Below are 23199 nucleotides of genomic sequence, written 5' to 3'. Positions count from 1 at the left end.
CCCATGCTGCCAGGTACTCCTCGCGACCCCCGCCGCGACCGGGGCTCGGACCCCTTCGACCTGCTGGGCAGGTTCCTCGGGCTGAGCCCGCAGTCCGCGCCGCCCGCCATGGAACGGGTGCCGATCGGGCGGCTGCTGAGCGACTCCGCCCGCGAACTGCTGGCCGCGGCCGTGCGGCGGGCCGAGGAGGACGGCAGCGCCGACCTGGACACCGACCACCTGCTGTGGGCCGCCACCCAGGTCGAACCCTCCCGGACCACGCTGGCCAAGGCGGGCGCCGACCCCGACCGGCTCGCCGCCGAGCTGGCCGAGGTGCTGCCCACCGGCGCGCTCGCCGAAGGCGAGGAGCCGCAGCTCACCCCGGCCGCCAAACGCGCCCTGATCACCGCCCACGCCCTCGCCCGGGCCGGCGGCGCCTCGTACATCGGGCCGCAGCACATCCTCAGCGCCCTGGTCGAGCAGCCGGACAACGCCGCCTCCCAGGCCCTGGCCGCACACGCCGCCGCCCCCGGCACCCTGCGGACCGCCGGCGAGCCCACCGGCCGCGAGGGCAGCAGGACCCCGACCCTGGACGAGTACGGCCGCGACCTGACCGAGGAGGCACGGGCGGGCCGCCTCGACCCGGTGGTCGGCCGGGCCGACGAGATCGAGCAGACCGTGGAGATCCTCTCCCGCCGGGCCAAGAACAACCCGGTGCTGATCGGCGAACCCGGCGTCGGCAAGACGGCCATCGTCGAGGGGCTCGCCCAGCGGATCGGGAGCGGTGACGTACCCGAGTCGCTCGCCGACAAGCGGGTCGTCCAGCTCGACCTGGTCGGCATGGTCGCGGGCTCGAAGTACCGCGGCGAGTTCGAGGAGCGGCTCAAGAAGGTGCTCGACGAGGTCAAGGCCACCGAGGGCGGACTGATCCTGTTCGTGGACGAGCTGCACACCGTGGTCGGCGCCGGCAGCGGCGGCGAGGGCGCGATGGACGCCGGGAACATCCTCAAGCCCGCGCTGGCCCGCGGCGAACTCCACCTGGTGGGCGCCACCACCATCGACGAGTACCGCAGGTACGTGGAGAAGGACCCGGCGCTGGAACGCCGCTTCCAGCCGGTACTGGTCCGCGAGCCCACCGTCGAGGAGACCGTGCAGATCCTGGAGGGGCTGCGGGACGCGTACGAGGCCCACCACCAGGTGCGGTTCTACGACGACGCGCTGGTCGCCGCCGCCGAGCTGTCCGACCGCTACATCAGCGACCGGTTCCTGCCCGACAAGGCCATCGACCTCATCGACCAGGCGGGCGCCCGGGTCCGGCTGCGCTCCCTCGGACGCAGCGCCGAGGTGGTGGCCGCCGAGGACCGCGTGACCCGGCTGCGCCGGGAGAAGGACGAGGCGGTGTCCGCCGAGGACTACGCCCGCGCCGAGGAGCTGAAGGCGCAGATCTTCCGGGCCGAGGAGGAGTTGGCGCGGATCGGCGAACGCCGCGAGGGCGTGGCCGCGGTCACCGCCGACGACATCGCGTCCATCGTCTCCACCCGCACCGGCATCCCGGTGGACAAGCTGACCTCCACCGAACGGGAGCGGCTGCTGAAGCTGGAGGAGGCGCTGCACTCCCGGGTGGTCGGGCAGGAGGAGGCGGTCACGGCGGTCTCCGAGGCGGTGCGCCGCAGCCGCTCCGGCCTCGGCGACCCGGACCGGCCGGTGGGCTCGTTCCTGTTCCTGGGGCCGACCGGTGTCGGCAAGACCGAACTGGCCAAGGCACTGGCCGAGTTGCTGTTCGGCGACGAGGACCGGCTGATCCGCTTCGACATGAGCGAGTACCAGGAGCGGCACACCGTCAGCCGCCTGGTCGGCGCCCCACCCGGCTATGTCGGCCATGAGGGGGCCGGTCAGCTGACCGAGGCGGTGCGCCGCAAGCCCTACAGCGTGCTGCTGTTCGACGAGGTGGAGAAGGCCCACCCGGACGTCTTCAACCTGCTCCTCCAGGTGCTGGACGACGGGCGGTTGACCGACGCGCGGGGCCGCACCGTCGACTTCCGCAACACCGTCGTCATCATGACCAGCAACATCGGCGCGCGCCGCATCCAGGACATGGCCGACCGGCCGATCTGCGATATCCGCCGAGCCATCGAGCCGGACCTGCGCGCCCAGTTCCGGCCGGAGTTCCTCAACCGGATAGACGAGACCATCGTCTTCCACCCGCTCAGCCGGGACCACCTGTCGGTCATCACGGAGCTGATGCTGGAGCGCAGCCGCCGACGGCTGCACGCCCAGGACCTGGAGCTGGAACTGACCGAGGAGGCCAAGCAGTGGCTGGCCCACACCGGCTACCAGCCGGAGTTCGGCGCGCGCCCGCTGCGTCGGGTCATCCAGACCGAACTGGACAACCGGGTCGCCTCGTTGCTGCTGTCCGGCGCCGCCGAACCCGGTGACACGGTGGTGGTCGACGTGGTCGACGGCAACCTCAGCTGCGCGGTCCGGCACCCCGAGAAGACCGGGCGGGGCAAGCCCCCGGACCACTCCGAGCAGGACAAGCCCTCAGGGAAGTCGTCATGACCCCCACCGAAAGGCAGGTGCCGATGACAGACCGGACGCAGCGCCACCCCGGGACCCACGCATCCGCGAAGCCGCTGATGGGCGTGGAGGAGGAGTACATGGTGGTGGACCCAGCGACCCGCGGTGTCGCCGCGGCCGCGGCGATGGTGGTGAAGCGGGCCGCGGTGGACCTGGGGGACGCCGTGTCCACGGAGGTCGGGCAGTTCCAGTTGGAGGCCCGCACTCCGCCATGCGCCGAACTCGGCGATCTCTACCGTCATCTGCGCCAGTCACGGGCGACGGTTGCCGCTGCGGCAGCCGCGGAAGGGCTCGGTGCGGTCGCCACCGGTGCGACCACGCTCGGTGGGGCGCTTCCCCTGCAGATCACCCAGAAGTCGCGGTACCTGGCCCAGTTGGAGGCCTATCGGGAGCTGATGGACGAGCAGGCCATCTGCGCCAGCCAGGTCCACATCTGCGTACCCGACCGGGAACGGGCCGTGCTGGTCAGCAACCATCTGCGTCCCTGGCTCCCCGCACTGATCGCGCTGTCCGCCAACTCGCCCTTCTACGAGGGCCGGGACACCCGGTACGCGAGCTGGCGCTGGCTGCACTGGCAGCGCTGGCCGGTGTCCGGGCCGCCGCCGTACTTCCACTCGCTGCGCGAGCACGACGAGTTGGTCGACGGGTTGGAGGAGGGCGGGGCGCTGGTGGACCGGCGGACGGTCTTCTGGGACATCAGGCTCTCCAGCCGCTACCCGACCCTGGAGGTAAGGGCCTGCGACATGCCGGTGACCGCCGAGGAGAGCGCACTGCTCGCCGCGGTGGTCAGGGCACTGGTGGTCACCGCGGTACGCGCCGTGGAACGCGGCGACCCCGGCCCCGACCTGCCCACCGCACTGCTGCGCGCCGCCTGCTGGCGGGCGGCGCGCGACCAACTGGCGGCCGTCGGTCTTGATCCGCGCACCGGGCGGGCCACCGCGCCGGGCAGCCTGGCGGACGACCTGCTGCGGCACATCCGTCCGGCACTTGAGGAACTCGGCGACGAGCAGACGGTGACCGAGGGCCTGCGGCGGCTGAGCGCGGTCGGGCCGGGCGCGGTACGGCAGCGCGCCGCGTACGAGCGCCGGGGGCGGCTGACCGATGTGGTGGACTTCCTGCTGGCGCAGACCCCGGCCGGGACGCTGTGAGGGGCGCCGCGTCGGCAGCGCCCTGAAGGGGCGCGGGGAAACCGCGCGGCCAGCCACAGTGGTGCCGCGGACGGGCGACTGCACATCGCCGCACTCCCAGCCGGGCGCTCAGCGGCCCAGCACGGCCCGCATCACCGCCTGGGCGATCGGTGCCGCGTTGCCGCCGCCGGAGATGTCGGCGCGGTTGGCCGCCGCGTCCTCCACCACGACGGCCACCGCGACCGGCGCCGTGCCCGAACCCGTCGGCCTCGCCCAGGAGATGAACCAGGCGTAGGGCGTCCCCATGTTGCCCACGCCGTGCTGCGCGGTGCCCGTCTTGCCGCCCACGTCCACCCCGGGAATCCGCGCGCTGGTGCCGGTGCCCTGGTTCACCACGTCCAGCATCATCCGCTGGAGCAGCGACGCCGTGCGCGAACTCATCGCGCGGCCCAGGGCGTTGGGGCGGGTGACGGCGATGACCGAGCCGTTGGCCCTGGTCTCCCGGTCGATCAGATACGGCCGCATCGCCGTGCCGCCGTCGGCCACGGCGGCGGCGACCATCGCCATCTGCAGGGGCGTCGCCCGGGTGTCGTACTGGCCGATGGACGACAGGGCGAGCTGGGCCGCGTTCATGCTGGTGTCGAAGACGCTCTCGCTGACCCCCGACGGGATGCCCAGGTTCCGGTCGTCGAAACCGAACGACCGTGCGGTGCGTACCATTTCCGGCAGCCCCACGTCGTCGCCGAGCTTGCCGAAGACGGTGTTGCAGGAGACCTGGAAGGCATAGCGCAAGGTGGCGTTGGAGCAGCCGCCGGACTCGTTGGTCAGCCGGGTCGCGGTGTTCGGCAGCGGGTACGGGTCGGGGGAGTCGGTGGCCGCGTCGATGTCGGTGATCCGTCCGCTGTCCAGCGCCGCGGCTGCGGTGACCACCTTGAACGCCGAACCGGGCGGATAGGTCTGCCGGATCGCCCGGTTGAGCAGCGGCTGGTCAGGGGAGGCGGTCAGCCGCTGCCAGGCGGCCACGTCCGAGGCGCCGGTCCCGGCGAAGCTCCCCGGGTCGTACGACGGCGAGGAGACCAGCGCCAGGATCCTGCCGGTGGCCGGTTCCACCGCGGCCACCGCGCCCTTCCGGCCGCCCAGCCCGCTGAACGCGGCCTGCTGTGCGGAAGGCAGGACGGTGCTGCGCACCCGCCCGCCCGGATTCCGCTCGCGGGCGATCGCGTTCCACAGCGGGAACGCGGCGAGCCGCGGATCGGTGCCGGACAGCACCGCGTCCGCGGCGTTCTCCAGCAGCGTGGTGCCGTAGGTCTGCGAGGCGTAGCCGGTGACGGGCGCGTACAGCGGGCCGTCGCGGTAGGTGCGCCGGTACCGCAGCTGCCCGCCGGTGTCCCTGGAGCCGGTGACAGTGGCGCCGCCCACCAGGATGTCGCCGCGCGGCTGCCCGTAGCGCAGCAGGACGGTGCGCCGGTTGGCCGGATTGCCGTTGTACGAGCCGGAGTTGACCACCTGCACCCGGGTGGCGTTCACCAGCAGCGCGACCAGCAGCAGCAGGCACAGGACGGCGGCGTGCCGGATGTGGCGGATCACCTCTCGTCGCCCTCCACCGGCCGTACCGCGGCGATCTCACCGGTATCGGCGGTCAGCGGGCGTGGCGCGCGGGCCGAGTCGCTGAGCCGGACCAGCAGCGCGACGATGATCCAGTTGGTGACCACGGACGAGCCGCCCTGCGCCAGGAACGGCATCGCCATGCCGGTGAGCGGGATCAGGCCCATCACCCCGCCCGCGATCACGAAGACCTGGAGGGCCACGATCGACGCCAGCCCGACCGCCAGCAGCCGCCCGAACGGGTCGCGCACCGCGACCCCCGCCCGGTAGCCGCGGGCCACCAGCAGCGTGTAGAGGAGGAAGATCGCGGCCAGGCCGGTGAGCCCCAACTCCTCGCCCGGGGTGGCCAGGACGAAGTCGGACTTCACCGCGAAGCCGATCAGGATCGAGTGGCCCCGGCCCAGTCCGGTGCCCAGCAGTCCGCCCCCGCCGAAGGCGAACAGCGACTGCGCGAGCTGCCCGGCGCCCTGTCCGGCGGCGATGCTGGCGAACGGATGCAGCCAGTTGTCGACGCGGCTGTGCACATGCGGCTCCACGGTGCTGACCGCGTAGGCGCCCGCGGCGGCCAGCAGCAGGCCGATGACGATCCAGCCGGTGCGGCCGGTGGCCACGTAGAGCAGGAAGACGAAGACCCCGAAGAACAGCAGCGAGGTGCCCAGATCGGTCTCCAGGACCAGCACCCCGATGCTCGCCGCCCAGACCCCCAGGATCGGCCCGAGCGCCCGGCCGGTGGGCAACCGCAGCCGGCCGAACAGGGTGCGCCCGGTGTATGCCAGGGCGTGCCGGTTGGCCGCCAGGTACGCGGCGAAGAACACCGCGAGCAGGATCTTGGCGAACTCGCCCGGCTGGAACGACAGCGCGCCCAACCGGATCCAGATCCTGGCGCCGTTGATCGCCGGAAAGAAGATCGGCACCACCATCAGCACCAGCGCGGCGGCCATCGACACATACGCGTAGCGGGCCAGCACCCGGTGGTCCCGCAGCAGCACCACCACCGCGACGAACAGGCCGATCCCGAGCGTCGACCACACCATCTGGGTGGGCGCCGCCGCGTTCCCCGGCGTCTCCAGGTCCAGCCGGTAGATCAGCACCAGCCCCAGCCCGTTGAGCAGCAACGCGATCGGCAGCAGCAACGGATCGGCGTAGCCCGCCCGCCAGCGCACCGCCAGATGCGTGACGGCGGCCAGCACGGCGAGCGCGGCCCCGTACTCCGCCGCGCCGCGCGGCACCGAGCTGTGCCGGGCGAGACCCACGTTGACGTAGCCGTAGACGCTGATCAGCACGGCGGCGGCCAGCAGCGCGGCCTCCGTGCCACGCCGCTCCGGCACCCGTACGGCGGGCACAAGCACCGGGCGCGGCGCACCGGCCCCCGCGCCAGAGGCGGCGCCAGGCGGGCGGTGGTGGCTCATGGCGGCAACCTAGCAAGCGGGTGCCGATATCCGACTGATATCCACAACCGGGGGCGTGGGGGCCCGCCCCACGGAGTCCGGCCGGAACCGGCCGGGGGGTGTGGGGGCTTGCCCCCCCATGTCCTGTCCCGCCGCATCGGCGAGCAACCACGACGGCGGAGCCCGGCGGTGCCGGACCGGCCACGCCCCGAACCAGAAGATCCGCCGGAAGGGCGACTGTCAGAGCCCCTCGCTAGCGTGTCCCCATGAACGCGCCACGGGAACTCGCCGACCTGCCGTACGCCGAGCTGCTCCAGCCGCACCGCGGCGGGCTGGCCGCTGGCCGGCGGTACGACACGGTGCGGCTCGACGACCTCACCCTCCAGGACGAGCGGGCCGAGGACACGCTGTTCCTCGAATGCGCCATCACGCAGTGCGCGATAACCGGTGGCTCGCTGCGCGCCGCCCGCTTCAACGAGGTGTGGATACAGGGCACCCGCCTGGTCGGCACCGACTGCGCGCAGACCAACTGGCTTGACTCCACGGCCGACTCCTGCGTACTGGCGGGCGCCGAGGCCCACGGTGCCCAGCTGCGCCGGGTGACCTTCCGCCAGTGCAAGTTCGACTCGGTCAACCTGCGGGCGGCCACCCTGCGCGAGGTCCGCTTCGAGGACTGCGTGCTGCGCGACGTCGACCTGGGCGGCGCCCGGCTGACCGACGTGTCGTTCCCCGGCACGGCGCTGGAGCGGCTGCGGCTGGCACGGGCCACGCTGAAGCGGGTCGACCTGACAGGGGCCGGCCGACTCGACCTCGCCGACGGCTACGACGCGCTGAGGGGTGCGCTGATCAACAGTGCTCAACTCGTCGAGATGGCACCGGCGTTGGCGGGCGCGCTGGGCATCGAGGTGGCGGGCGGCTGAACGCCGGGGCCTTGCCGGGCACACGTCCGGGGCCGGGTGACACTCGGCCCGGGCGCATCCGGGGGGTGCTGCCACGCCCGGACCGAGTGCCCTCAACCTACTACACGGTTGTAGACGATAGGAGGGGGGCGAAGTGAAGGCCGGGCAAAGTCCTTGTGTTCACCATCTTGTCGCGAGCATGATTGGACGCCATGCTCATGGGCCATGTGCCGGGGTCTGGGGCTGCGTCTGAGACTGGGTCGAATCGTCGTGGCATGCGCGGCGGCGGTGAGTGTGCTGGGGACGGCCGCACCCGCCGGGGCGGTCGGCGGGGCAGCGGGGGCGCCCGTGGCGCGCCCATTGGAGACGCCCGCGGGGACCGTCACCACTCATGGCCGCACCTACCTGGCCGACGCGCGGGGACGAGCCCTGCAACTGCACGGCCTCAACCTGGGCAAGACGGAAGCCGTCACCGAGCCCGCCGTGGCCCAACTCGCCGCCAGCGGCTTCGACCTCATGCGGCTGGACATCCAGTGGAGCCGCGTGGAACCCCGCAGGGGCCGTTACGACACCGCGTACCTGCACTACCTCGACCACGTCCTGAGCTGGGCCGACCGCTACCACCTACTGGTACTGGTCGACTGGCACCAGGACGTGTACGGCCCCCGGTTCGGCGGCGACGGACTGCCGCGCTGGGCCACCCGTACCGACGGTCTGCCGTTTCACCACGATCCCGGCGACTGGTTCGCCGACTACTTCCAGCCGGCCGTTCAGGCCGCCTTCCGGCACCTGTACGACGACCCGGACCTGCGCGCCGCCCAGTCGGCCGGGTACCGGACGGTGGCCCTGGCGCTGCGCGGCCACCCCTCGCTGCTCGGGTACGACCTGTTCAACGAGCCGAGCGGGCCGTTCCCCGGCGACCCCACCGACCCCAGGGTCCAGATCGCCGCCTCCGCCGCGCTGGAGCGCGGACGGCTCGCCGCGATGTACCGCAGGGCGATCGCCGCGGTCCGCGCGGTGGACCAGCGCGCCTGGCTGTTCGTGGAGCCGACCGTCCTGGTCGGGGAGGGCGTGCCGACCCGGCTGCCCGGCTTCACCGACCCGCGGGTCGGACCGCCTCGCCTCGGCTACGCCCCGCACTACTACGACACCGCGGTCGAGTCCGGCGCCGACTGGAACCCCGGCGACGGCTTCATCGCCGCGTACCAGGCGGCCATCACCCGCTACCCGGCCGCCCACCGGCTCCCCGTGCTGGTCGGCGAGTGGGGTCCGCCGTCCGCCACCACCCCCGGCAACGCCCAGCTGGTGAGCCGACAGGTGGCGTCCATGCGGCGGTTCGCGACCGGCTGGACCATGTGGTACGACTGCCGCGCCGCTGGCGGCGCGGGCTACTGCGGGTACGACGCCGACGGCCGCCCCGCTCCCGGCAAGCAGCCGGCGTTCTGGCCGTACGCGACGGCGGTGTCCGGAACCCCGGACACCGAGTTGTACGACCCGGCACACCACACATACCGCCTCACGGCGACCCTGCGCCGCACCATCGGCCGAGCGGAAACGCAGATCATCCTTCCGTCCACCGCCTTCCCGAACGGCGTCCGAGTCTCCGTCTCCATGAGATCGGGGATACTCATCGACCAGCCCACCCGCCAACGACCGGGAATGGTAGGGGTGTTGCCGGTGCACGGCCGCCCGGGGGAGCGGGTCACCGTCAACGTGTCAGACCGGACCGACTGAGAGGCAGCGCCCAAGGCATGTCACCCGACTCATGTGACGTGATCGTGATCGGCGGTGGGGTCATCGGACTGACCACGGCCATCCGGCTGGCCGAGTCCGGCGCGCGGGTACGGGTGTGGAGCCGCGACCCGGTGGACCGCACCACGTCCGCGGTCGCCGGGGCGCTGTGGGAGCCGTACCGCATCGAGCCGCGGGACCGCGTCGCCGCCTGGTCGCGCCGCACCTTCGAGGTGCTCGGCGAACTCGCGCGGCGCCCGGAGGAGACCGGCGTCCGCCTGGTGCCGGGCGTCCAGGCACTGGAAGGCGATCTTCCGCTGCCGTACTGGACGGACACCGTCCGCGATCTGCGGCGGGCCGAGCCGCACGAGCTCCCGCCCGGATACACCTCGGGCTTCCGCGCCAGCCTCCCGCTGGTCGACATGCCCACGCATCTGGACTACCTCTGCCGGCGCCTGGTCGCGGCGGGCGGCACGCTGGAGCAGCGCACGGTCAGCAGTCTCGCCGAGGCCGCCCGCCACTGCCCGCGCATCGTCAACTGCACCGGCCTGGCCGCCCGCGACCTCGTCCCCGACCTCCGGGTGCGCCCGGTCCAGGGCCAGCTGGTGATCGTGGAGAACCCGGGCCTGACCGAGTGGTTCGTGCGCGCGGGCGACGAGGGCGCGGAAACGGTCTACCTCTTCCCCCAGCCGTACGGCCTGCTGCTGGGCGGCACCGCCCGCGAGGACGTGTGGGAGACCACCCCTGATCCGGCGGTGGCCGCGGCCATCATCGACCGCTGCGCCGCGGTCGACCCCCGGATCGCCACCGCCCGCGTCCTGGAGCACCGCACCGGCCTGCGCCCGGTGCGCGACGAAGTGCGCCTGGAACGCGAGGAGTCGGCGGACCTGAAGGGCGCGGTGTGCGTCCACAACTACGGCCACGGGGGCGCGGGCATCACGGTCTCCTGGGGCTGCGCGGAGGAGGCGGTGGAGGCGGTGCGCAAGTGAGGACGTCGCTCAACGCCGTGCAGCGCGCTGTCACGGCGATCGTGCTGGCGCTGGGGTTCCTCGCGCTGATGTCGTTCCTCAGCGTGACCGCGTGGAAGACGGCGAACACCGATCTGTCGACGCTGACCAGGGACCTGTCCATCGTGGCCACGGCACTGTTCGGGGCGGTGATCAACCCCAACGGCAAGCCCCGGGAGGGGCGTTGGCGGGACTTCGAGGCCTGGGTGTGGATCACCCTGACCGCCGTGGGCCTGACCGGTGTGGTCATCACCGGCGTCGCGGTCACGGTGCACGGCAACCACCCCAACAGCGTGCCCGCGCTGACGGCCGCGGTGCTGGCGTTCGCGGGCCTGTTCGTGGACACGTCCAAACTGGCCCACCCGGTCGCCTCAGTCGAACCGAATGTGCCGAACGCCGACCGCGTACCGGCGCAGCCGACCACGCAGCGGGCCACCGGTGGCGGGGGCGATGGGCAGCCCGGCTGACCCGGCGATGCGGTCGGCTACCTGCGGAACCGTCAGTGCGTCCGTCTGGATGTGCTCGGCGAACTCCTCACCGCCCAGCCGCTCCAGACACTCGTCGAGCCGCCGTACGGCGAAGCTCTCCCACTTGACCCCGCGGCCCCATCCGCGCTCCCTGAGCCGCCGCAGCACGGTCTCCCGTTCGGCGAGCAGCGCGAAGTGCCGCACATCGTGCCCCGCGGCCCGCAACTCCCCGACGATCTCCGCGAAGTAGCGCGGCTCGACCAGCGTCATCGGCGCGATGACCGTCCCGCCGTGCCGCCGCAGCACGAGGTCCAGCACCTCCCGCACCCCATGCCGCCAACTCACCAGGTCCTGGAAGTCCCCCCGCATCCCCTTCGGCAACATCCGGTGCAGCCCGAACCCCACATGCTCCGGATCACACACCACACTTCCCGCCAACCGCCGCCGAAGCTCGTACGCGGTCTGCGTCTTCCCGCCCCCGAACGGGCCGTTGATCCAGAGCAGCATGGGGGCGACGATAGCGAAGCGGCCCTACCCCGAATCGGGAAGCGGCCGAATCGTCCTCCCGGTCGCCCCATCCACCAACGCCCTGTGACCCAGCCGTCGTTGGAGACGCACCGTGACGCTGTCGATGCGCACGTCTGCGGCGCAGGCGCCACCTGGTGGCGGATCGTGCTCAACCCGGCGAGCCGTCACCCGCACCACGGTGGCCGTCTCCTCAGCCGCGGCCGAAACGGCCGAACAGCCACCACCGGCAATCCGCAGACGCAGCATGCGCCCCGACGGGTCAACCCGCACCGGCGGAACGACCGGCTCGGCCCCATCCGGCGTGGAGTACACCGACGGCGCCACCCGAGGCGCGCCCGGCGCGTGGCCGCACCCGGCCAACATCCCCGCGGCGGCGACAAGGGACAACCCGCATGCCACGCGCTGCTCGGCCACCACGTTTCCCCCTCCTCGAAACGCCACGCTGACCCGCGTACGTGATCACCGTCATGGCACCGCATGCACAAAGACCCCGCCACCAGCGTTCTCGCTGGGCGCGGGGTCTTTCGGCACCTGAATCAAGGTGCCCCCGGCAGGATTCGAACCTGCGCACACGGCTCCGGAGGCCGTTGCTCTATCCCCTGAGCTACGGGGGCTTGTCGGCCTTGTGGCGGCGACGGGTAGAACCCTACCAGCTTCTGGAGGGTGGGTGTGTACAGGGTTTTTGTGGGGGGTACCGCATGGTTCGGGGGTGCGTCCGTGCGTTGCGGAAAGCTCCCTCGCACGGGGAAGAAGTGGGTAAAACGCGGACGCAACCGGTGGTGCGCGCCTAGGCTTCAGGTGTGCAGGGCGCGTCCGGGCGGGTTCTTGTCGTCGACGACAACAAGGTCATCCGACAGCTGATCAGGGTCAACCTCGAACTGGAGGGTTTCGAGGTCGTGACCGCGGCTGATGGTGCGGAGTGCCTGGACATCGTGCACCAGGTGCGGCCCGACGTGGTCACCCTGGACGTCGTCATGCCGCGGATGGACGGGCTGCGGGCCGCCGCCCGGTTGCGGGCCGATCCGCGCACCCGGCATCTGCGGATCGCGATCGTCAGCGCGTGCAGTCGGCCGGAGGTCGAGGACGGGGAGCGGGCCGCGGTGGATGCTTTCCTCGCCAAGCCGTTCGAGCCCGCGGAGCTGGTGCGGATGGTACGGCGACTGATGCACGCCGGTCCCGCGGCCGATGCCGAGGAGTCGGAGGGGCTTCCGGCGTCGAGCCCCCGGTGCTCGTAGGCGACTGCCCAGTACGTGAAACCCATTCGCGGGACCACCCCCCTTCTCGCCTACGCTTTCCTTGTGACCCCCGCCGAGCTCTCCCGGACCGTGCTGAGTACGGTCCGCCATGCCGTGGAGGCTGATGAGCTGCGGGTGGCCGTGCCCGAGCGGGTCGTCGTGGAGCGCCCGCGCGGACCGCGGCAGGGGGACTACGCGACCAACGTTGCGCTGCGGCTCGCCAGGGCGGCGGGGCGGCAGCCGCGGCAGGTCGCGGAGATCCTGGCCGGGCGGCTCGCCCGCTGCCCCGGGATCGCCCGGGTGGAGATCGCCGATCCGGGGTTCCTGAACATCACGCTCGAAGCCGCCGCGCACGCCGGACTGGTACGGGAGGTGCTGGCGCGGGGCGCGGCCTACGGCCGCAACAGCTCGTTGGCCGGTACCCGCGTCACCCTCACACACGACGGCGAACCGCGTGCCGCAGCCGTAGCCGAGGCGGGCAACCGGCTGCTGCGGGCGTGCGGGGCGCAGGAGGGGCCACCGGAGGCGGTACGGGTACGGCCAGCACGCTCGGGGCATGAGTACCCCACCGCCGACCCGGGCGCCCGCGCCGAACGCCTCTCGGCCCTGACTCCCGACGCCACCCGCTGGGCCCTGCTGCGCCCGCCCCCCGGCGACCTCCCCCGGCTGGACCCCGCCGAGCTCCTGGCCCAGCGGGAGTCGAACCCCCTCTTCCGCGTCCAGTACGCCCATGCCCGTACCCGTGCCCTGCTGCGCAACGCCCGGGACCTGGGCATCGCGCCGGATCCCGACGGCCGCTACGGGCATCCGGCGGAGCACCGGCTGCTCGGTGTGATCGCCGACTTCCCGCGCATCGTGGAGGCCGCCGCCCGGCACCGCTCCCCGGACCGGGTCGCCCGGCACCTGGAGCAGACGGCCGACGCCTTCTTCGCCTGCCATGACATGTGTCCGCATCTGCCCCGCGGTGACGAGAAACCCTCGGCCGCCCACCGGGCCCGGCTGTCGCTCGCCGAAGCGGCCGGGACGGTGCTCGCGGGCGGCCTGACCCTGCTCGGCGTCTCCGCGCCCGAACACCTCTGAGGAGTTTCAGAGCACCATGTCCCGTTCCGCACACCCCGCTGGGCCCCGCTACGCCGACGTTCTGCCCGAGGGCCACTACACCGCGCCGCCCACCGACCTCAACGCGCTCGACCCGAAGGTCTGGTCCCGTACCGTCACCCGCAACGCCGACGGCGCGGCCGAGGTGGGCGGGATCGATGTCCGGTCGCTGGCCGCGGAGTTCGGCACTCCGGCGTACGTTCTCGACGAGGACGACTTCCGGGGCCGCTGCCGCGCCTGGCGGGAGGCGTTCGGCCCGGACGCCGACGTCTTCTACGCGGGCAAGGCCTTCCTCTCCCGTGCGGTGGTGCGCTGGCTGCACGAGGAGGGGCTCAACCTCGACGTCTGCTCCGAGGGGGAGTTGGCCACCGCGCTGTCGGCCGGTATGCCCGCCGAGCGGATCGCGCTGCACGGCAACAACAAGAGCGTCCGGGAGATCGAGCGGGCGGTCGAGGCGGGCGTCGGGCGGATAGTGCTCGACTCGTTCCAGGAGATCGTCCGGGTCGCCGGGATCGCCGAGCGGCTCGGCAAGCGGCAGCGGGTGCAGATCCGGGTGACCGTCGGCGTCGAGGCGCACACCCACGAGTTCATCGCCACCGCCCACGAGGACCAGAAGTTCGGCGTGGCGCTGGCCGACGGCCAGGCCGCCGAGGCGGTGCGCCGGACGCTGATGCTGGACAGCCTCGAACTCATCGGCATCCACTCGCACATCGGATCGCAGATCTTCGACACCTCGGGGTTCGAGGTGGCCGCGCACCGCGTGGTCGGGCTGCTGAAGCAGGTGCGGGACGAGCACGGTGTGGAGCTGCCGGAGATCGACCTCGGCGGCGGTCTGGGCATCGCCTACACCTCGGAGGACGACCCGCGCGAGCCGCACGAGATCGCCAAGGCGCTGGCCGAGATCGTCACCCGGGAGTGCGCGGCGGCCGGGCTTTCCGTGCCGCGGCTGTCGGTTGAGCCCGGCCGGGCGATCGTCGGCCCGACGGCGTTCACGCTGTACGAGGTCGGCACCATCAAGCCGCTGGAGGGTCTGCGTACCTACGTCAGCGTTGACGGCGGTATGTCGGACAACATCCGCACCGCGCTCTACGACGCCGAGTACAGCGTGGCGTTGGTCTCCCGTTCCTCCGACGCGGCGCCGATGCTCACCCGGGTGGTCGGAAAGCACTGTGAGTCCGGTGACATCGTGGTGCGGGACGCGTTCCTGCCCTCGGACCTGGCGCCGGGCGATCTGCTGGCGGTGCCCGCCACGGGCGCGTACTGCCGTTCCATGGCCAGCAACTACAACCACGCGCTGCGCCCCCCGGTGGTGGTGGTCAAGGACGGGCAGGCGCGGGTGATCGTGCGGCGGGAGACGGAGGAGGATCTTCTGCGGCTCGATATCGGCTAGCAAGATCCTGGTCTCGGATGCTGGACGGGGGAGGGAATCCTCCGTCCGGTCGGCGAGACTGACAGGACTGGTTGCAGCTTAAACTCAAAAAGTTGTTCAAGGAATTGCTGAGAGACGAGGTCGGATGATGCGTACGCGTCCGCTGAAGGTGGCGCTGCTGGGCTGTGGAGTGGTCGGCTCAGAGGTGGCGCGCATCATGACGACGCACGCGGACGACCTCACGGCCCGGATCGGCGCCCCGGTGGAGCTGGCCGGGATCGCGGTGCGCCGACCGGACCGGGTGCGCAAGGGCGTACCCGCCGAGCTGATCACCACCGACGCCACCGCCCTGGTCAAACGCGGCGACATCGACGTGGTGGTGGAGGTCATCGGCGGCATCGAGCCGGTGCGCACCCTGATCACCACGGCGTTCGAGCACGGAGCCAGCGTGGTCTCCGCCAACAAGGCGCTGCTCGCCGCCGACGGCGCCACGCTGCACGCCGCCGCCGTGGAGCACGGCGTGGACCTGTACTACGAGGCCGCGGTGGCCGGTGCCATCCCGCTGATCCGGCCGCTGCGCGAGTCGCTCGCCGGTGACAAGGTCAACCGGGTGCTGGGCATCGTCAACGGCACCACCAACTTCATCCTCGACCGGATGGACAGCACCGGCGCCGGGTACTCCGAGGCGCTGGACGAGGCCACCGCGCTGGGTTACGCGGAGGCCGACCCGACCGCCGACGTCGAGGGGTTCGACGCCGCCGCCAAGGCCGCGATCCTGGCCGGGATCGCCTTCCACACCCGCGTCACCATCGACGACGTGCACCGCGAGGGCCTCACCGAGGTCACCGCCGCCGACATCGCCTCGGCCAAGCGGATGGGCTGCACGGTCAAGCTGCTGGCGATCTGCGAGCGCAGCGCGGACGGCAGGTCGGTGACCGCGCGCGTCCACCCGGCGATGATCCCGCTCAGCCACCCGCTGGCCAGCGTCCGCGAGGCGTACAACGCGGTCTTCGTGGAGGCCGACGCGGCCGGGCAGTTGATGTTCTACGGGCCCGGCGCGGGCGGCGCGCCGACCGCCTCCGCGGTCCTCGGCGACCTGGTGGCGGCCTGCCGCAACAAGCTGGCGACCACCACCGGCGTGGGCGAGTCCGCGTACACCCAGCTGCCGGTGAGCCCGATGGGCGAGGTGGTCACGCGCTACCACATCAGCCTGGACGTGGCCGACAAACCCGGCGTACTCGCCCAGGTCGCCACGGTCTTCGCGGAGCACGACGTGTCCATCGACACGGTCCGCCAGCAGGCCAAGGAACGTCACAGCGGCGCCGAAGGCGCCTCGTTCGAGGGCGGCGGGCGAGGGGCGGGCGGCGAGGCGTCGCTCGTCGTCGTCACCCACCGCGCGCCCGACGCCGCCCTGTCGGCGACCGTCGAGGCCCTGCGGAAACTCGACACCGTACGGGGCGTCGCGAGCATCATGCGTGTGGAAGGGGAGTAATCCGAGATGAACGCAGTTGTCGATCGGCCACGAATGTCCGGCACCCACCAGTGGCGCGGCATCATCGAGGAGTACCGGGACCGGCTCCCGGTGACCGCCGAGACCCCCGTGGTCACGCTGCTGGAGGGTGGCACCCCGCTCGTTCCCGCGCAGCTGCTCTCCGAACGCACCGGCTGTGACGTCTACTTGAAGGTCGAGGGGGCCAACCCCACCGGTTCGTTCAAGGACCGCGGCATGACCATGGCCATCTCCAAGGCCAAGGAGGCCGGTGCCCAGGCGGTGATCTGCGCGTCCACCGGCAACACCTCGGCGTCCGCGGCGGCTTACGCGGTACGGGCCGGGATGGTCTGCGCGGTGCTGGTTCCGCAGGGGAAGATCGCGCTCGGCAAGATGGGCCAGGCGCTGGTGCACGGCTCGCGGATCCTCCAGGTCGACGGGAACTTCGACGACTGTCTGGATCTCGCCCGCGGACTGTCCGAGAAGTACCCGGTGGCGCTGGTGAATTCGGTCAACCCGGTGCGCATCGAGGGGCAGAAGACCGCCGCGTTCGAGATCGTGGACGCGCTCGGCGACGCGCCCGACATCCATGTGCTCCCGGTGGGCAACGCGGGCAACATCACCGCCTACTGGAAGGGCTACCGGGAGTACGCGGCCGACGGCATGGCCACCCGTACGCCCCGGATGTGGGGATTCCAGGCAGCCGGTTCCGCGCCGATCGTCACCGGTGCCCCGGTGCGCAACCCGCAGACCATCGCCACCGCGATCCGGATCGGCAACCCCGCCTCCTGGAAGTTCGCGGAGGCGGCCAGGGACGAGTCCGGCGGCCTGATCGAAGCTGTGACGGACCGTCAAATCCTGTCGGCCTACCGGCTGTTGGCCTCGCGTGAGGGCGTCTTCGTGGAACCTGCCTCGGCCGCCTCGGTGGCCGGTCTGCTCAAGGCCGCGGAGGAGGGCAGGGTCGACCCGGGCCAGCGGATCGTCTGCACGGTGACCGGAAACGGCCTGAAGGACCCGGACTGGGCGGTCGCCGGCGCACCGCAGCCGATCACCGTTCCGGTGGACGCCGACGCCGCGGCCGAGCGGCTGGGGTTGGCGTAAGCCTCCTCCCGGGACCGTGGGGGCTTGCCCCCGGAGGAAGGCCGCCGCGACGGTGAGCGACCACGATGGTGTGGACCGGCGGTGTCGGGGCAGCTGTCAGCGGCCGCGATCACCGCGACCCGTCGAAGGACCGCCCGACCTGCGGGGAGCGCATGGCACGGCGTGCGACACGCATCGCGCGCCGTGTGTGCGCCCTATGTCGCAGCAGAACCTTCCTTCGATAGGCTGGCACCTATCGGCGCCGTCGTGTGCCGCTCCGGCCCATGCCATTGGCATTGGCCCGTGTCGCCACCGTTCGCCTCCGGGCGACGGACAAGCCCTCGCGTTGCCATCGGCCGATGACGCCAAGGCCCCGAGGCAGCACTGCACTTGCCACACAAGGAGACTCTTCGACCGATGGCCGGTCCAGCCTTCCGCGCAGCCGCCGTCCGAGTGCGCACCCCCGCGACCAGCGCCAACCTCGGACCGGGCTTCGACGCCCTCGGCCTGGCCCTGGGACTGTACGACGACGTCGTGGTCCGGGTCGCCGACTGCGGGCTGCACGTCGACATCGCGGGGGAAGGCGCCGACACCCTCAGCCGCGACGAGCGGCACCTGGTCGTACGGTCCCTGCGCACCACCTTCGACCTGCTCGGCGGACAGCCGCGGGGCCTTGAGGTGGTGTGCGCCAACCGCATTCCGCACGGCCGCGGCCTGGGCTCGTCGTCCGCCGCCATCTGCGCGGGCATCATGGCCGCCCGCGCGGTGACGATAGGCGGGCCCGAGCGGCTGGACGACACGGCGATGCTGGAACTGGCCACGGAGATCGAGGGCCACCCGGATAACGTGGCGGCCTGTCTGCTCGGCGGATTCACTCTGGCCTGGACCGAGTCCGGAGCGGCCAGAGCGATCCGGATGGACCCGGCGCCGTCCGTCGTCCCGGTGGTCTTCGTACCGGCCAAGCCGGTGCTCACCGAGACCGCGCGGGGACTGCTGCCGCGCACCGTTCCGCACGTGGACGCGGCGGTCAACGCCGGGCGCGCCGCGCTGCTGGTGGAGGCGCTGACCCGGCGCCCGGAACTGCTGCTGGCGGCCACCGAGGACCGGCTGCACCAGGAGTACCGGGAACCGGCGATGCCGGAGAGCGTCGCGCTGGTCAACCGGTTGCGCGCGGATGGCGTACCGGCCGTCATCTCCGGTGCCGGGCCTACCGTACTGGCGCTGGCGGAGGACGCTACGGCGGACAAGGTGGCGGCGGTGGCCGGAGCGGGCTGGGCGGCCAACCGGCTGACGATGGATGCTTCGGGGGCCTGTGTGCTCCCGTTGGCCAGTGCGGGTACGGACGCCTCGGGAGCGGCCGTCCAATGACCCGGGGGACGAGGCGGGGGTTTGAGCCAATGGGCGACAAGGGAAGAACTGCGCGCGGCAGCACCGCGCCCCGTACCCGCCGCACCGGCGGTACGACCGGCACAGTCCCGAAGCACGATTGCCGGGCGCGGAGAGGGGGAATATTTGTTGGATCAGGTAGTGTTAACCTCAAGTCTGCACTCGACGGACCATGCATGTGTATGGTGCCGCGGTGCTGTGTGTCCCGTATCGGGGTGTTCCGTCGCGGGACCGCCATTCTTCCGGGAGCCTCCCACACTGCCTGAGCAGCCTGCCTTTGCAGTGCCGAGCACGCTCCGGAGTTAGGTGCGAAGGATCGGCCATCTTCGTGTGACCTCATCGCACCGAAACCACCACGCAGTTATTTCTCCCGCCATCAGGCGGACCACCGCCCCGGATCCGGGCACCGCAACGAAAGCCCGGAATCCGGACAGCACAACCGGTCGCCGAGCCGATCAGGCCGACGCCCGCTCCAGGGAAGGACCCTTCGTGAGCGACACCACCGATCTGATGCGCGCAGACAGCGCTGCCGCCGCATCCGATGCCGCCGCGCCTGCCAGCGGTACTGCCACCAGGCGTCGCCGGTCTGGCACCGGCCTTGAGGGCATGGTCCTCGCTGAGCTCCAGCAGGTGGCCTCGGCACTCGGAATCAAGGGCACCGCGCGGATGCGCAAGGGCCAGTTGATCGAGGTCATCAAGGAGCGGCAGGCGGGCGGCGGCTCGACCGCCGCCGCGCCCGCCGCCGAGAAGCCCAAGCGCCGCACCACCTCGCGGACGCGCACCGGTGAGGCCGCCGCCGAGCCCAAGGCCGCGCCCGCCGAGGGCCAGCAGCAGATCGACATTCCGGGCCAGCCCGCCGGTGAGAAGCCCGCCGCCGAGCGCCGTGGCCGCCGTACCGCCGCCGACAAGGCCGTCGCCGAGAAGGCCGAGCCGAAGGCCGCCGAGCAGTCCGCCGCCACGGCCACCGCCACCGTCGAGCCCAAGGCCGCGCCCGCCGAGCAGGGCAAGGGCGAGGCCGCCGAACAGGGCCAGGGCGACCGCGAGGGCCGCCGGGACCGCCAGAAGGGCGACCGCCAGGAGCGCGGCGAGCGCGGTGACCGCGAGGGCCGCAGGGACCGCCAGCGGGACCGCCGCCGTGGCGAGGAGGGCGCCGCCGGTCAGGGCGACCGCCAGGACCGCCAGGACCGACAAGACCGACAGGGTCAGGGCGACGATGACTTCGAGGGCGGCCGCCGTGGTCGCCGGGGCCGGTATCGCGACCGTCGCGGCCGCCGGGGCCGGGAGGACTTCGCGGGCGAGCCGCAGCTGGCCGAGGACGACGTGCTGATCCCGGTCGCCGGCATCCTCGACATCCTGGACAACTACGCGTTCATCCGCACCTCCGGCTACCTGCCGGGCCCGAACGACGTGTACGTCTCGCTGGCCCAGGTCCGCAAGAACGGCCTGCGCAAGGGCGACCACGTCACCGGTGCGGTGCGGCAGCCGAAGGACGGCGAGCGACGGGAGAAGTTCAACGCCCTCGTCCGGCTCGACTCCGTGAACGGCATGGCGCCCGAAACCGGCCGGGGGCGGCCGGAGTTCGGCAAGCTCACCCCGCTGTACCCGCAGGAGCGGCTGCGGCTGGAGAACGAGCCGAACCAGCTGACCCCGCGGATCATCGACCTGGTCGCGCCGATCGGCAAGGGCCAGCGCGGTCTGATCGTGGCCCCGCCGAAGACCGGCAAGACCATGATCATGCAGGCGATCGCCAACGCGATCACCCACAACAACCCCGAGTGCCACCTGATGGTCGTCCTGGTCGACGAGCGTCCGGAAGAGGTCACCGACATGCAGCGGTCGGTCAAGGGCGAGGTCATCTCCTCGACCTTCGACCGCCCGGCCGAGGACCACACCACGGTCGCGGAGCTGGCCATCGAGCGCGCCAAGCGCCTGGTGGAGCTGGGCCACGACGTGGTCGTGCTGCTGGACTCCATCACCCGTCTGGGCCGGGCGTACAACCTGGCCGCGCCCGCCTCCGGCCGCATCCTGTCCGGTGGTGTGGACTCCACCGCGCTGTACCCGCCGAAGAAGTTCTTCGGTGCCGCGCGCAACATCGAGGACGGCGGTTCGCTGACCATCCTGGCCACCGCGCTGGTCGAGACCGGCTCGCGGATGGACGAGGTGATCTTCGAGGAGTTCAAGGGCACCGGCAACATGGAGCTGCGGCTGGACCGCAAGCTCGCCGACAAGCGGATCTTCCCCGCGGTGGACGTCGACCCGTCCGGCACCCGCAAGGAGGAGATCCTGCTGGCGCCGGAGGAGCTCAGCATCGTGTGGAAGCTGCGCCGGGTGCTGCACGCGCTGGACTCGCAGCAGGCGATCGAGCTGCTGCTGGACAAGATGAAGCAGACCAAGTCCAACGCCGAGTTCCTGATGCAGATCGCCAAGACGACGCCGGGCAACGGCGGCGACTGACAGGCGAGTTGTGCCGCCGGGGCCGCCCCCGTCACTTCGGTGACGGGGGCGGCCCCTTTTCCTCTGTCCTCCTTCTGCCCTCGCTGTGTGCCGGTGCAAGGCAGGCATACGAGACGTTCGCCACTTCAGGGACTGGAACTGGTGCGGAGCGAGCAGACGTCTGACACCCCGGAATGGTCCGTTACGACGGCATTCGCGTGGCGATTGGGGGTAGCCGGAGGAAGAAGCGAGGGCAGATGGGCGACAACGACAAGCCGACGACCGGCCGCATACTGCGCGGCCCGGGCCGTCGCCGCAAGCCGCGCCGCAGGGCGCTGCGGATCACCGCTTGGGCGCTCGCCGGGGCCGTGGTCCTCGGTGGCGTGGGCCTCGGGTACGTCTACCTCAGGCTGAACGGCAACATCACCGGCGTCGACATCAACGCCCAGCTGGGCAAGGACCGCCCGAAGAACATCGACAACGGCTCGATGGACATCCTCGTGCTCGGCTCCGACTCGCGGGCCGGCAAGAACGGCCAGTACGGCCGGGACGAGGGCGGCGCCCGGTCCGACACCGCGATGATCGTCCACCTGTACAACGGCCACCGCAAGGCCACGGTGGTGAGCATTCCGCGGGACACCCTCGTCCACCGCCCGGCCTGCACCAAGTCCGACGGGACCACGGTGCCCGCCTCGCCCAGCGACATGTTCAACGACGCGTACTCGGTCGGCGGCCCGGCCTGCGCGGTCAAGACGGTCGAGTCGATGACCGGGATCCGCATGGACCACTACATCGAGGTGGACTTCACCGGCTTCAAGAACCTGATCAACGCGATGGGCGGGGTGCCGGTCACCACCACCAAGCCGATCAACGACAAGGACAGCCACCTCGACCTGCCGGCCGGCACCCACAACCTCGACGGCGAGCAGGCGCTGGGCCTGGTCCGCACCCGGCACGGTGTGGGGGACGGCAGCGACCTGGGCCGCATCCAGCTGCAGCAGGCGTTCGTCAAGGCGCTGCTGGGCCAGGCGCACGACGTGGGGATGCTGACCAACCCGGCCAAGCTCTACGACGTCGCGGACACCGCGACCAAGGCGCTCACCACCGACTCCGAGCTGGCGTCGGTGAACGCGCTGGCGGGCTTCGCGTCGAGCCTGAAGGACATCGGGTCCGGTGATCTGGACATGGTGACCATGCCGGTCCAGTACGACCAGACCGATCCGAACCGGGTCGTCCCCATGGAGGGCAAGGCCGAACTCGTCTGGTCGGCGCTCCGGGCGGACCGCCCGGTTCCGGCGCGGGCCAAGCAGGGCTCCGCCGGGGACGAGGCACTGGCGCGCGGCTGGGTGAAGTAGGCGTTTCGTCCGGTGCCCCGCTCCCGGATCCCGGCCGGGAATAGGTGGTCCGGGCTCCCGGTTTTGGGAGTACGGGCCAGTGCTGGCAGACTGGTACGTCGGCCCCGGTTCACGTCCCGCAATCCCGCGGTGCGACCCGGCGCCCTCCCGAACCTAGGAGATCCCTTGAAGCGCGAGATTCACCCGGAGTACGTCGAGACCCAGGTCAGCTGCACCTGTGGCGCGTCGTTCACCACCCGTAGCACCGTCGCCGACGGCACCATCCGTGCCGACGTGTGCTCCGAGTGCCACCCCTTCTACACCGGCAAGCAGAAGATCCTCGACACCGGCGGTCGCGTCGCCCGCTTCGAGGCCCGCTTCGGCAAGAACGCCGGTTCCGCCAAGAAGTAGCGGGTCCGTACGCCGGTCCTCGGTCGCCCCTGCTCGGGGGCGGCCGGACCGGCTTT

Annotated in this window: 18 protein-coding genes and 1 tRNA gene; 15 read left to right on the top strand and 4 right to left on the bottom strand. The window is 71.8% G+C overall.

Features of this window, described 5'->3' with window-relative positions:
- The first annotated feature begins 3 nt into the window (after positions 1-3).
- A complete protein-coding gene (locus tag O5O46_RS00870; RefSeq protein WP_269853220.1) occupies positions 4-2538 on the top strand; it encodes an ATP-dependent Clp protease ATP-binding subunit in 2535 nt (844 codons plus the stop codon).
- Positions 2535-3704 carry a carboxylate-amine ligase gene (locus O5O46_RS00865; protein ID WP_269853219.1) on the top strand — a complete coding sequence of 390 codons (1170 nt, stop codon included), beginning with the start codon at positions 2535-2537 and terminating at the stop codon, positions 3702-3704. The genes O5O46_RS00870 and O5O46_RS00865 overlap by 4 nt, the downstream gene beginning before the upstream one ends.
- A gap of 108 nt (positions 3705-3812) precedes the next feature.
- Here O5O46_RS00865 and O5O46_RS00860 read toward each other — a convergent pair whose 3' ends face one another.
- On the bottom strand, positions 3813-5270 hold the full coding sequence (locus O5O46_RS00860; RefSeq protein WP_269853218.1) for a penicillin-binding transpeptidase domain-containing protein: 1458 nt from the start codon (positions 5268-5270) through the stop codon (positions 3813-3815).
- Positions 5267-6697 (bottom strand): FtsW/RodA/SpoVE family cell cycle protein, encoded by a 1431-nt coding sequence (locus O5O46_RS00855; RefSeq protein WP_269853217.1) that lies wholly within the window; start codon positions 6695-6697, stop codon positions 5267-5269. Before O5O46_RS00855 ends, O5O46_RS00860 begins: the two co-directional genes overlap by 4 nt.
- A 245-nt stretch (positions 6698-6942) precedes the next feature.
- Between O5O46_RS00855 and O5O46_RS00850 the strand changes: the two genes are divergently transcribed.
- From O5O46_RS00850 to O5O46_RS00835, 4 genes are all read left to right on the top strand, one after another.
- Entirely contained in the window at positions 6943-7596 is a 654-nt protein-coding gene (locus O5O46_RS00850; RefSeq protein WP_269853216.1) for a pentapeptide repeat-containing protein, read from the top strand.
- A 327-nt stretch (positions 7597-7923) separates the two neighbouring features.
- Positions 7924-9309, top strand: coding sequence for a cellulase family glycosylhydrolase (locus tag O5O46_RS00845; RefSeq protein ID WP_269853215.1), 1386 nt, complete (start codon positions 7924-7926; stop codon positions 9307-9309).
- A gap of 17 nt (positions 9310-9326) precedes the next feature.
- Positions 9327-10295, top strand: a complete 969-nt coding sequence (locus O5O46_RS00840) for an FAD-dependent oxidoreductase (RefSeq protein ID WP_269853214.1) — start codon at positions 9327-9329, stop codon at positions 10293-10295.
- Positions 10292-10780 (top strand): hypothetical protein, encoded by a 489-nt coding sequence (locus O5O46_RS00835; RefSeq protein ID WP_269853213.1) that lies wholly within the window; start codon positions 10292-10294, stop codon positions 10778-10780. Before O5O46_RS00840 ends, O5O46_RS00835 begins: the two co-directional genes overlap by 4 nt.
- On the opposite strand, the gene O5O46_RS00830 is transcribed toward O5O46_RS00835, so the two are convergent.
- Entirely contained in the window at positions 10685-11287 is a 603-nt protein-coding gene (locus O5O46_RS00830) for an AAA family ATPase (protein ID WP_269853212.1), read from the bottom strand. The two genes, O5O46_RS00835 and O5O46_RS00830, sit on opposite strands and share 96 nt — an antisense overlap.
- Positions 11288-11850: 563 nt before the next feature.
- Positions 11851-11922: transfer RNA gene (locus O5O46_RS00825), tRNA-Arg, on the bottom strand.
- A gap of 186 nt (positions 11923-12108) precedes the next feature.
- Here O5O46_RS00825 and O5O46_RS00820 point away from each other — a divergent pair.
- From O5O46_RS00820 to rpmE, 9 genes are all read left to right on the top strand, one after another.
- Positions 12109-12543 (top strand): response regulator, encoded by a 435-nt coding sequence (locus O5O46_RS00820; protein WP_269853211.1) that lies wholly within the window; start codon positions 12109-12111, stop codon positions 12541-12543.
- Between the two features lie 63 nt (positions 12544-12606).
- Entirely contained in the window at positions 12607-13623 is a 1017-nt protein-coding gene (gene nrtL, locus O5O46_RS00815) for an ArgS-related anticodon-binding protein NrtL (protein ID WP_269853210.1), read from the top strand.
- Between the two features lie 16 nt (positions 13624-13639).
- Positions 13640-15031 (top strand): diaminopimelate decarboxylase, encoded by a 1392-nt coding sequence (gene lysA / locus O5O46_RS00810; RefSeq protein ID WP_269853209.1) that lies wholly within the window; start codon positions 13640-13642, stop codon positions 15029-15031.
- A gap of 124 nt (positions 15032-15155) precedes the next feature.
- On the top strand, positions 15156-16502 hold the full coding sequence (locus O5O46_RS00805) for a homoserine dehydrogenase (protein WP_269853208.1): 1347 nt from the start codon (positions 15156-15158) through the stop codon (positions 16500-16502).
- A gap of 6 nt (positions 16503-16508) precedes the next feature.
- The gene (gene thrC, locus O5O46_RS00800) at positions 16509-17600 is read left to right on the top strand and encodes a threonine synthase (protein WP_269853207.1); all 1092 of its coding nucleotides are present in this window, start codon (positions 16509-16511) and stop codon (positions 17598-17600) included.
- Between the two features lie 396 nt (positions 17601-17996).
- Entirely contained in the window at positions 17997-18947 is a 951-nt protein-coding gene (thrB, locus tag O5O46_RS00795) for a homoserine kinase (protein ID WP_269853206.1), read from the top strand.
- A 507-nt stretch (positions 18948-19454) separates the two neighbouring features.
- Complete coding sequence (gene rho / locus O5O46_RS00790; protein WP_269853205.1) at positions 19455-21419, top strand: transcription termination factor Rho; 1965 nt, start codon at positions 19455-19457, stop codon at positions 21417-21419.
- Between the two features lie 236 nt (positions 21420-21655).
- A complete protein-coding gene (locus O5O46_RS00785) occupies positions 21656-22753 on the top strand; it encodes an LCP family protein (protein ID WP_269853204.1) in 1098 nt (365 codons plus the stop codon).
- A gap of 165 nt (positions 22754-22918) precedes the next feature.
- On the top strand, positions 22919-23143 hold the full coding sequence (gene rpmE, locus O5O46_RS00780; protein ID WP_269853203.1) for a 50S ribosomal protein L31: 225 nt from the start codon (positions 22919-22921) through the stop codon (positions 23141-23143).
- Positions 23144-23199 lie beyond the last annotated feature (56 nt).

Origin of the sequence: Streptomyces sp. RPT161 (assembly GCF_027533845.1) — a bacterium.
Taxonomy (GTDB): Bacteria; Actinomycetota; Actinomycetes; order Streptomycetales; family Streptomycetaceae; genus Streptantibioticus_A; species Streptantibioticus_A silvisoli_A.
The sequence above is the reverse complement of the archived record's forward strand: the minus strand, read 5'-3'. Positions and strand labels throughout refer to the sequence as shown.

What these genes read in the sequence shown, in the direction of transcription:
- O5O46_RS00870 (WP_269853220.1), top strand. Translation starts at nt 4, where the DNA reads ATGCTGCCAGGTACTCCTCGCGACCCCCGCCGCGACCGGGGCTCGGAC.
- O5O46_RS00865 (WP_269853219.1), top strand. Translation starts at nt 2,535, where the DNA reads ATGACCCCCACCGAAAGGCAGGTGCCGATGACAGACCGGACGCAGCGC.
- O5O46_RS00855 (WP_269853217.1), bottom strand. Translation starts at nt 6,697, where the DNA reads ATGAGCCACCACCGCCCGCCTGGCGCCGCCTCTGGCGCGGGGGCCGGT.
- O5O46_RS00850 (WP_269853216.1), top strand. Translation starts at nt 6,943, where the DNA reads ATGAACGCGCCACGGGAACTCGCCGACCTGCCGTACGCCGAGCTGCTC.
- O5O46_RS00840 (WP_269853214.1), top strand. Translation starts at nt 9,327, where the DNA reads ATGTCACCCGACTCATGTGACGTGATCGTGATCGGCGGTGGGGTCATC.
- O5O46_RS00830 (WP_269853212.1), bottom strand. Translation starts at nt 11,287, where the DNA reads ATGCTGCTCTGGATCAACGGCCCGTTCGGGGGCGGGAAGACGCAGACC.
- lysA (WP_269853209.1), top strand. Translation starts at nt 13,640, where the DNA reads ATGTCCCGTTCCGCACACCCCGCTGGGCCCCGCTACGCCGACGTTCTG.
- O5O46_RS00805 (WP_269853208.1), top strand. Translation starts at nt 15,156, where the DNA reads ATGATGCGTACGCGTCCGCTGAAGGTGGCGCTGCTGGGCTGTGGAGTG.
- thrC (WP_269853207.1), top strand. Translation starts at nt 16,509, where the DNA reads ATGAACGCAGTTGTCGATCGGCCACGAATGTCCGGCACCCACCAGTGG.
- thrB (WP_269853206.1), top strand. Translation starts at nt 17,997, where the DNA reads ATGGCCGGTCCAGCCTTCCGCGCAGCCGCCGTCCGAGTGCGCACCCCC.
- O5O46_RS00785 (WP_269853204.1), top strand. Translation starts at nt 21,656, where the DNA reads ATGGGCGACAACGACAAGCCGACGACCGGCCGCATACTGCGCGGCCCG.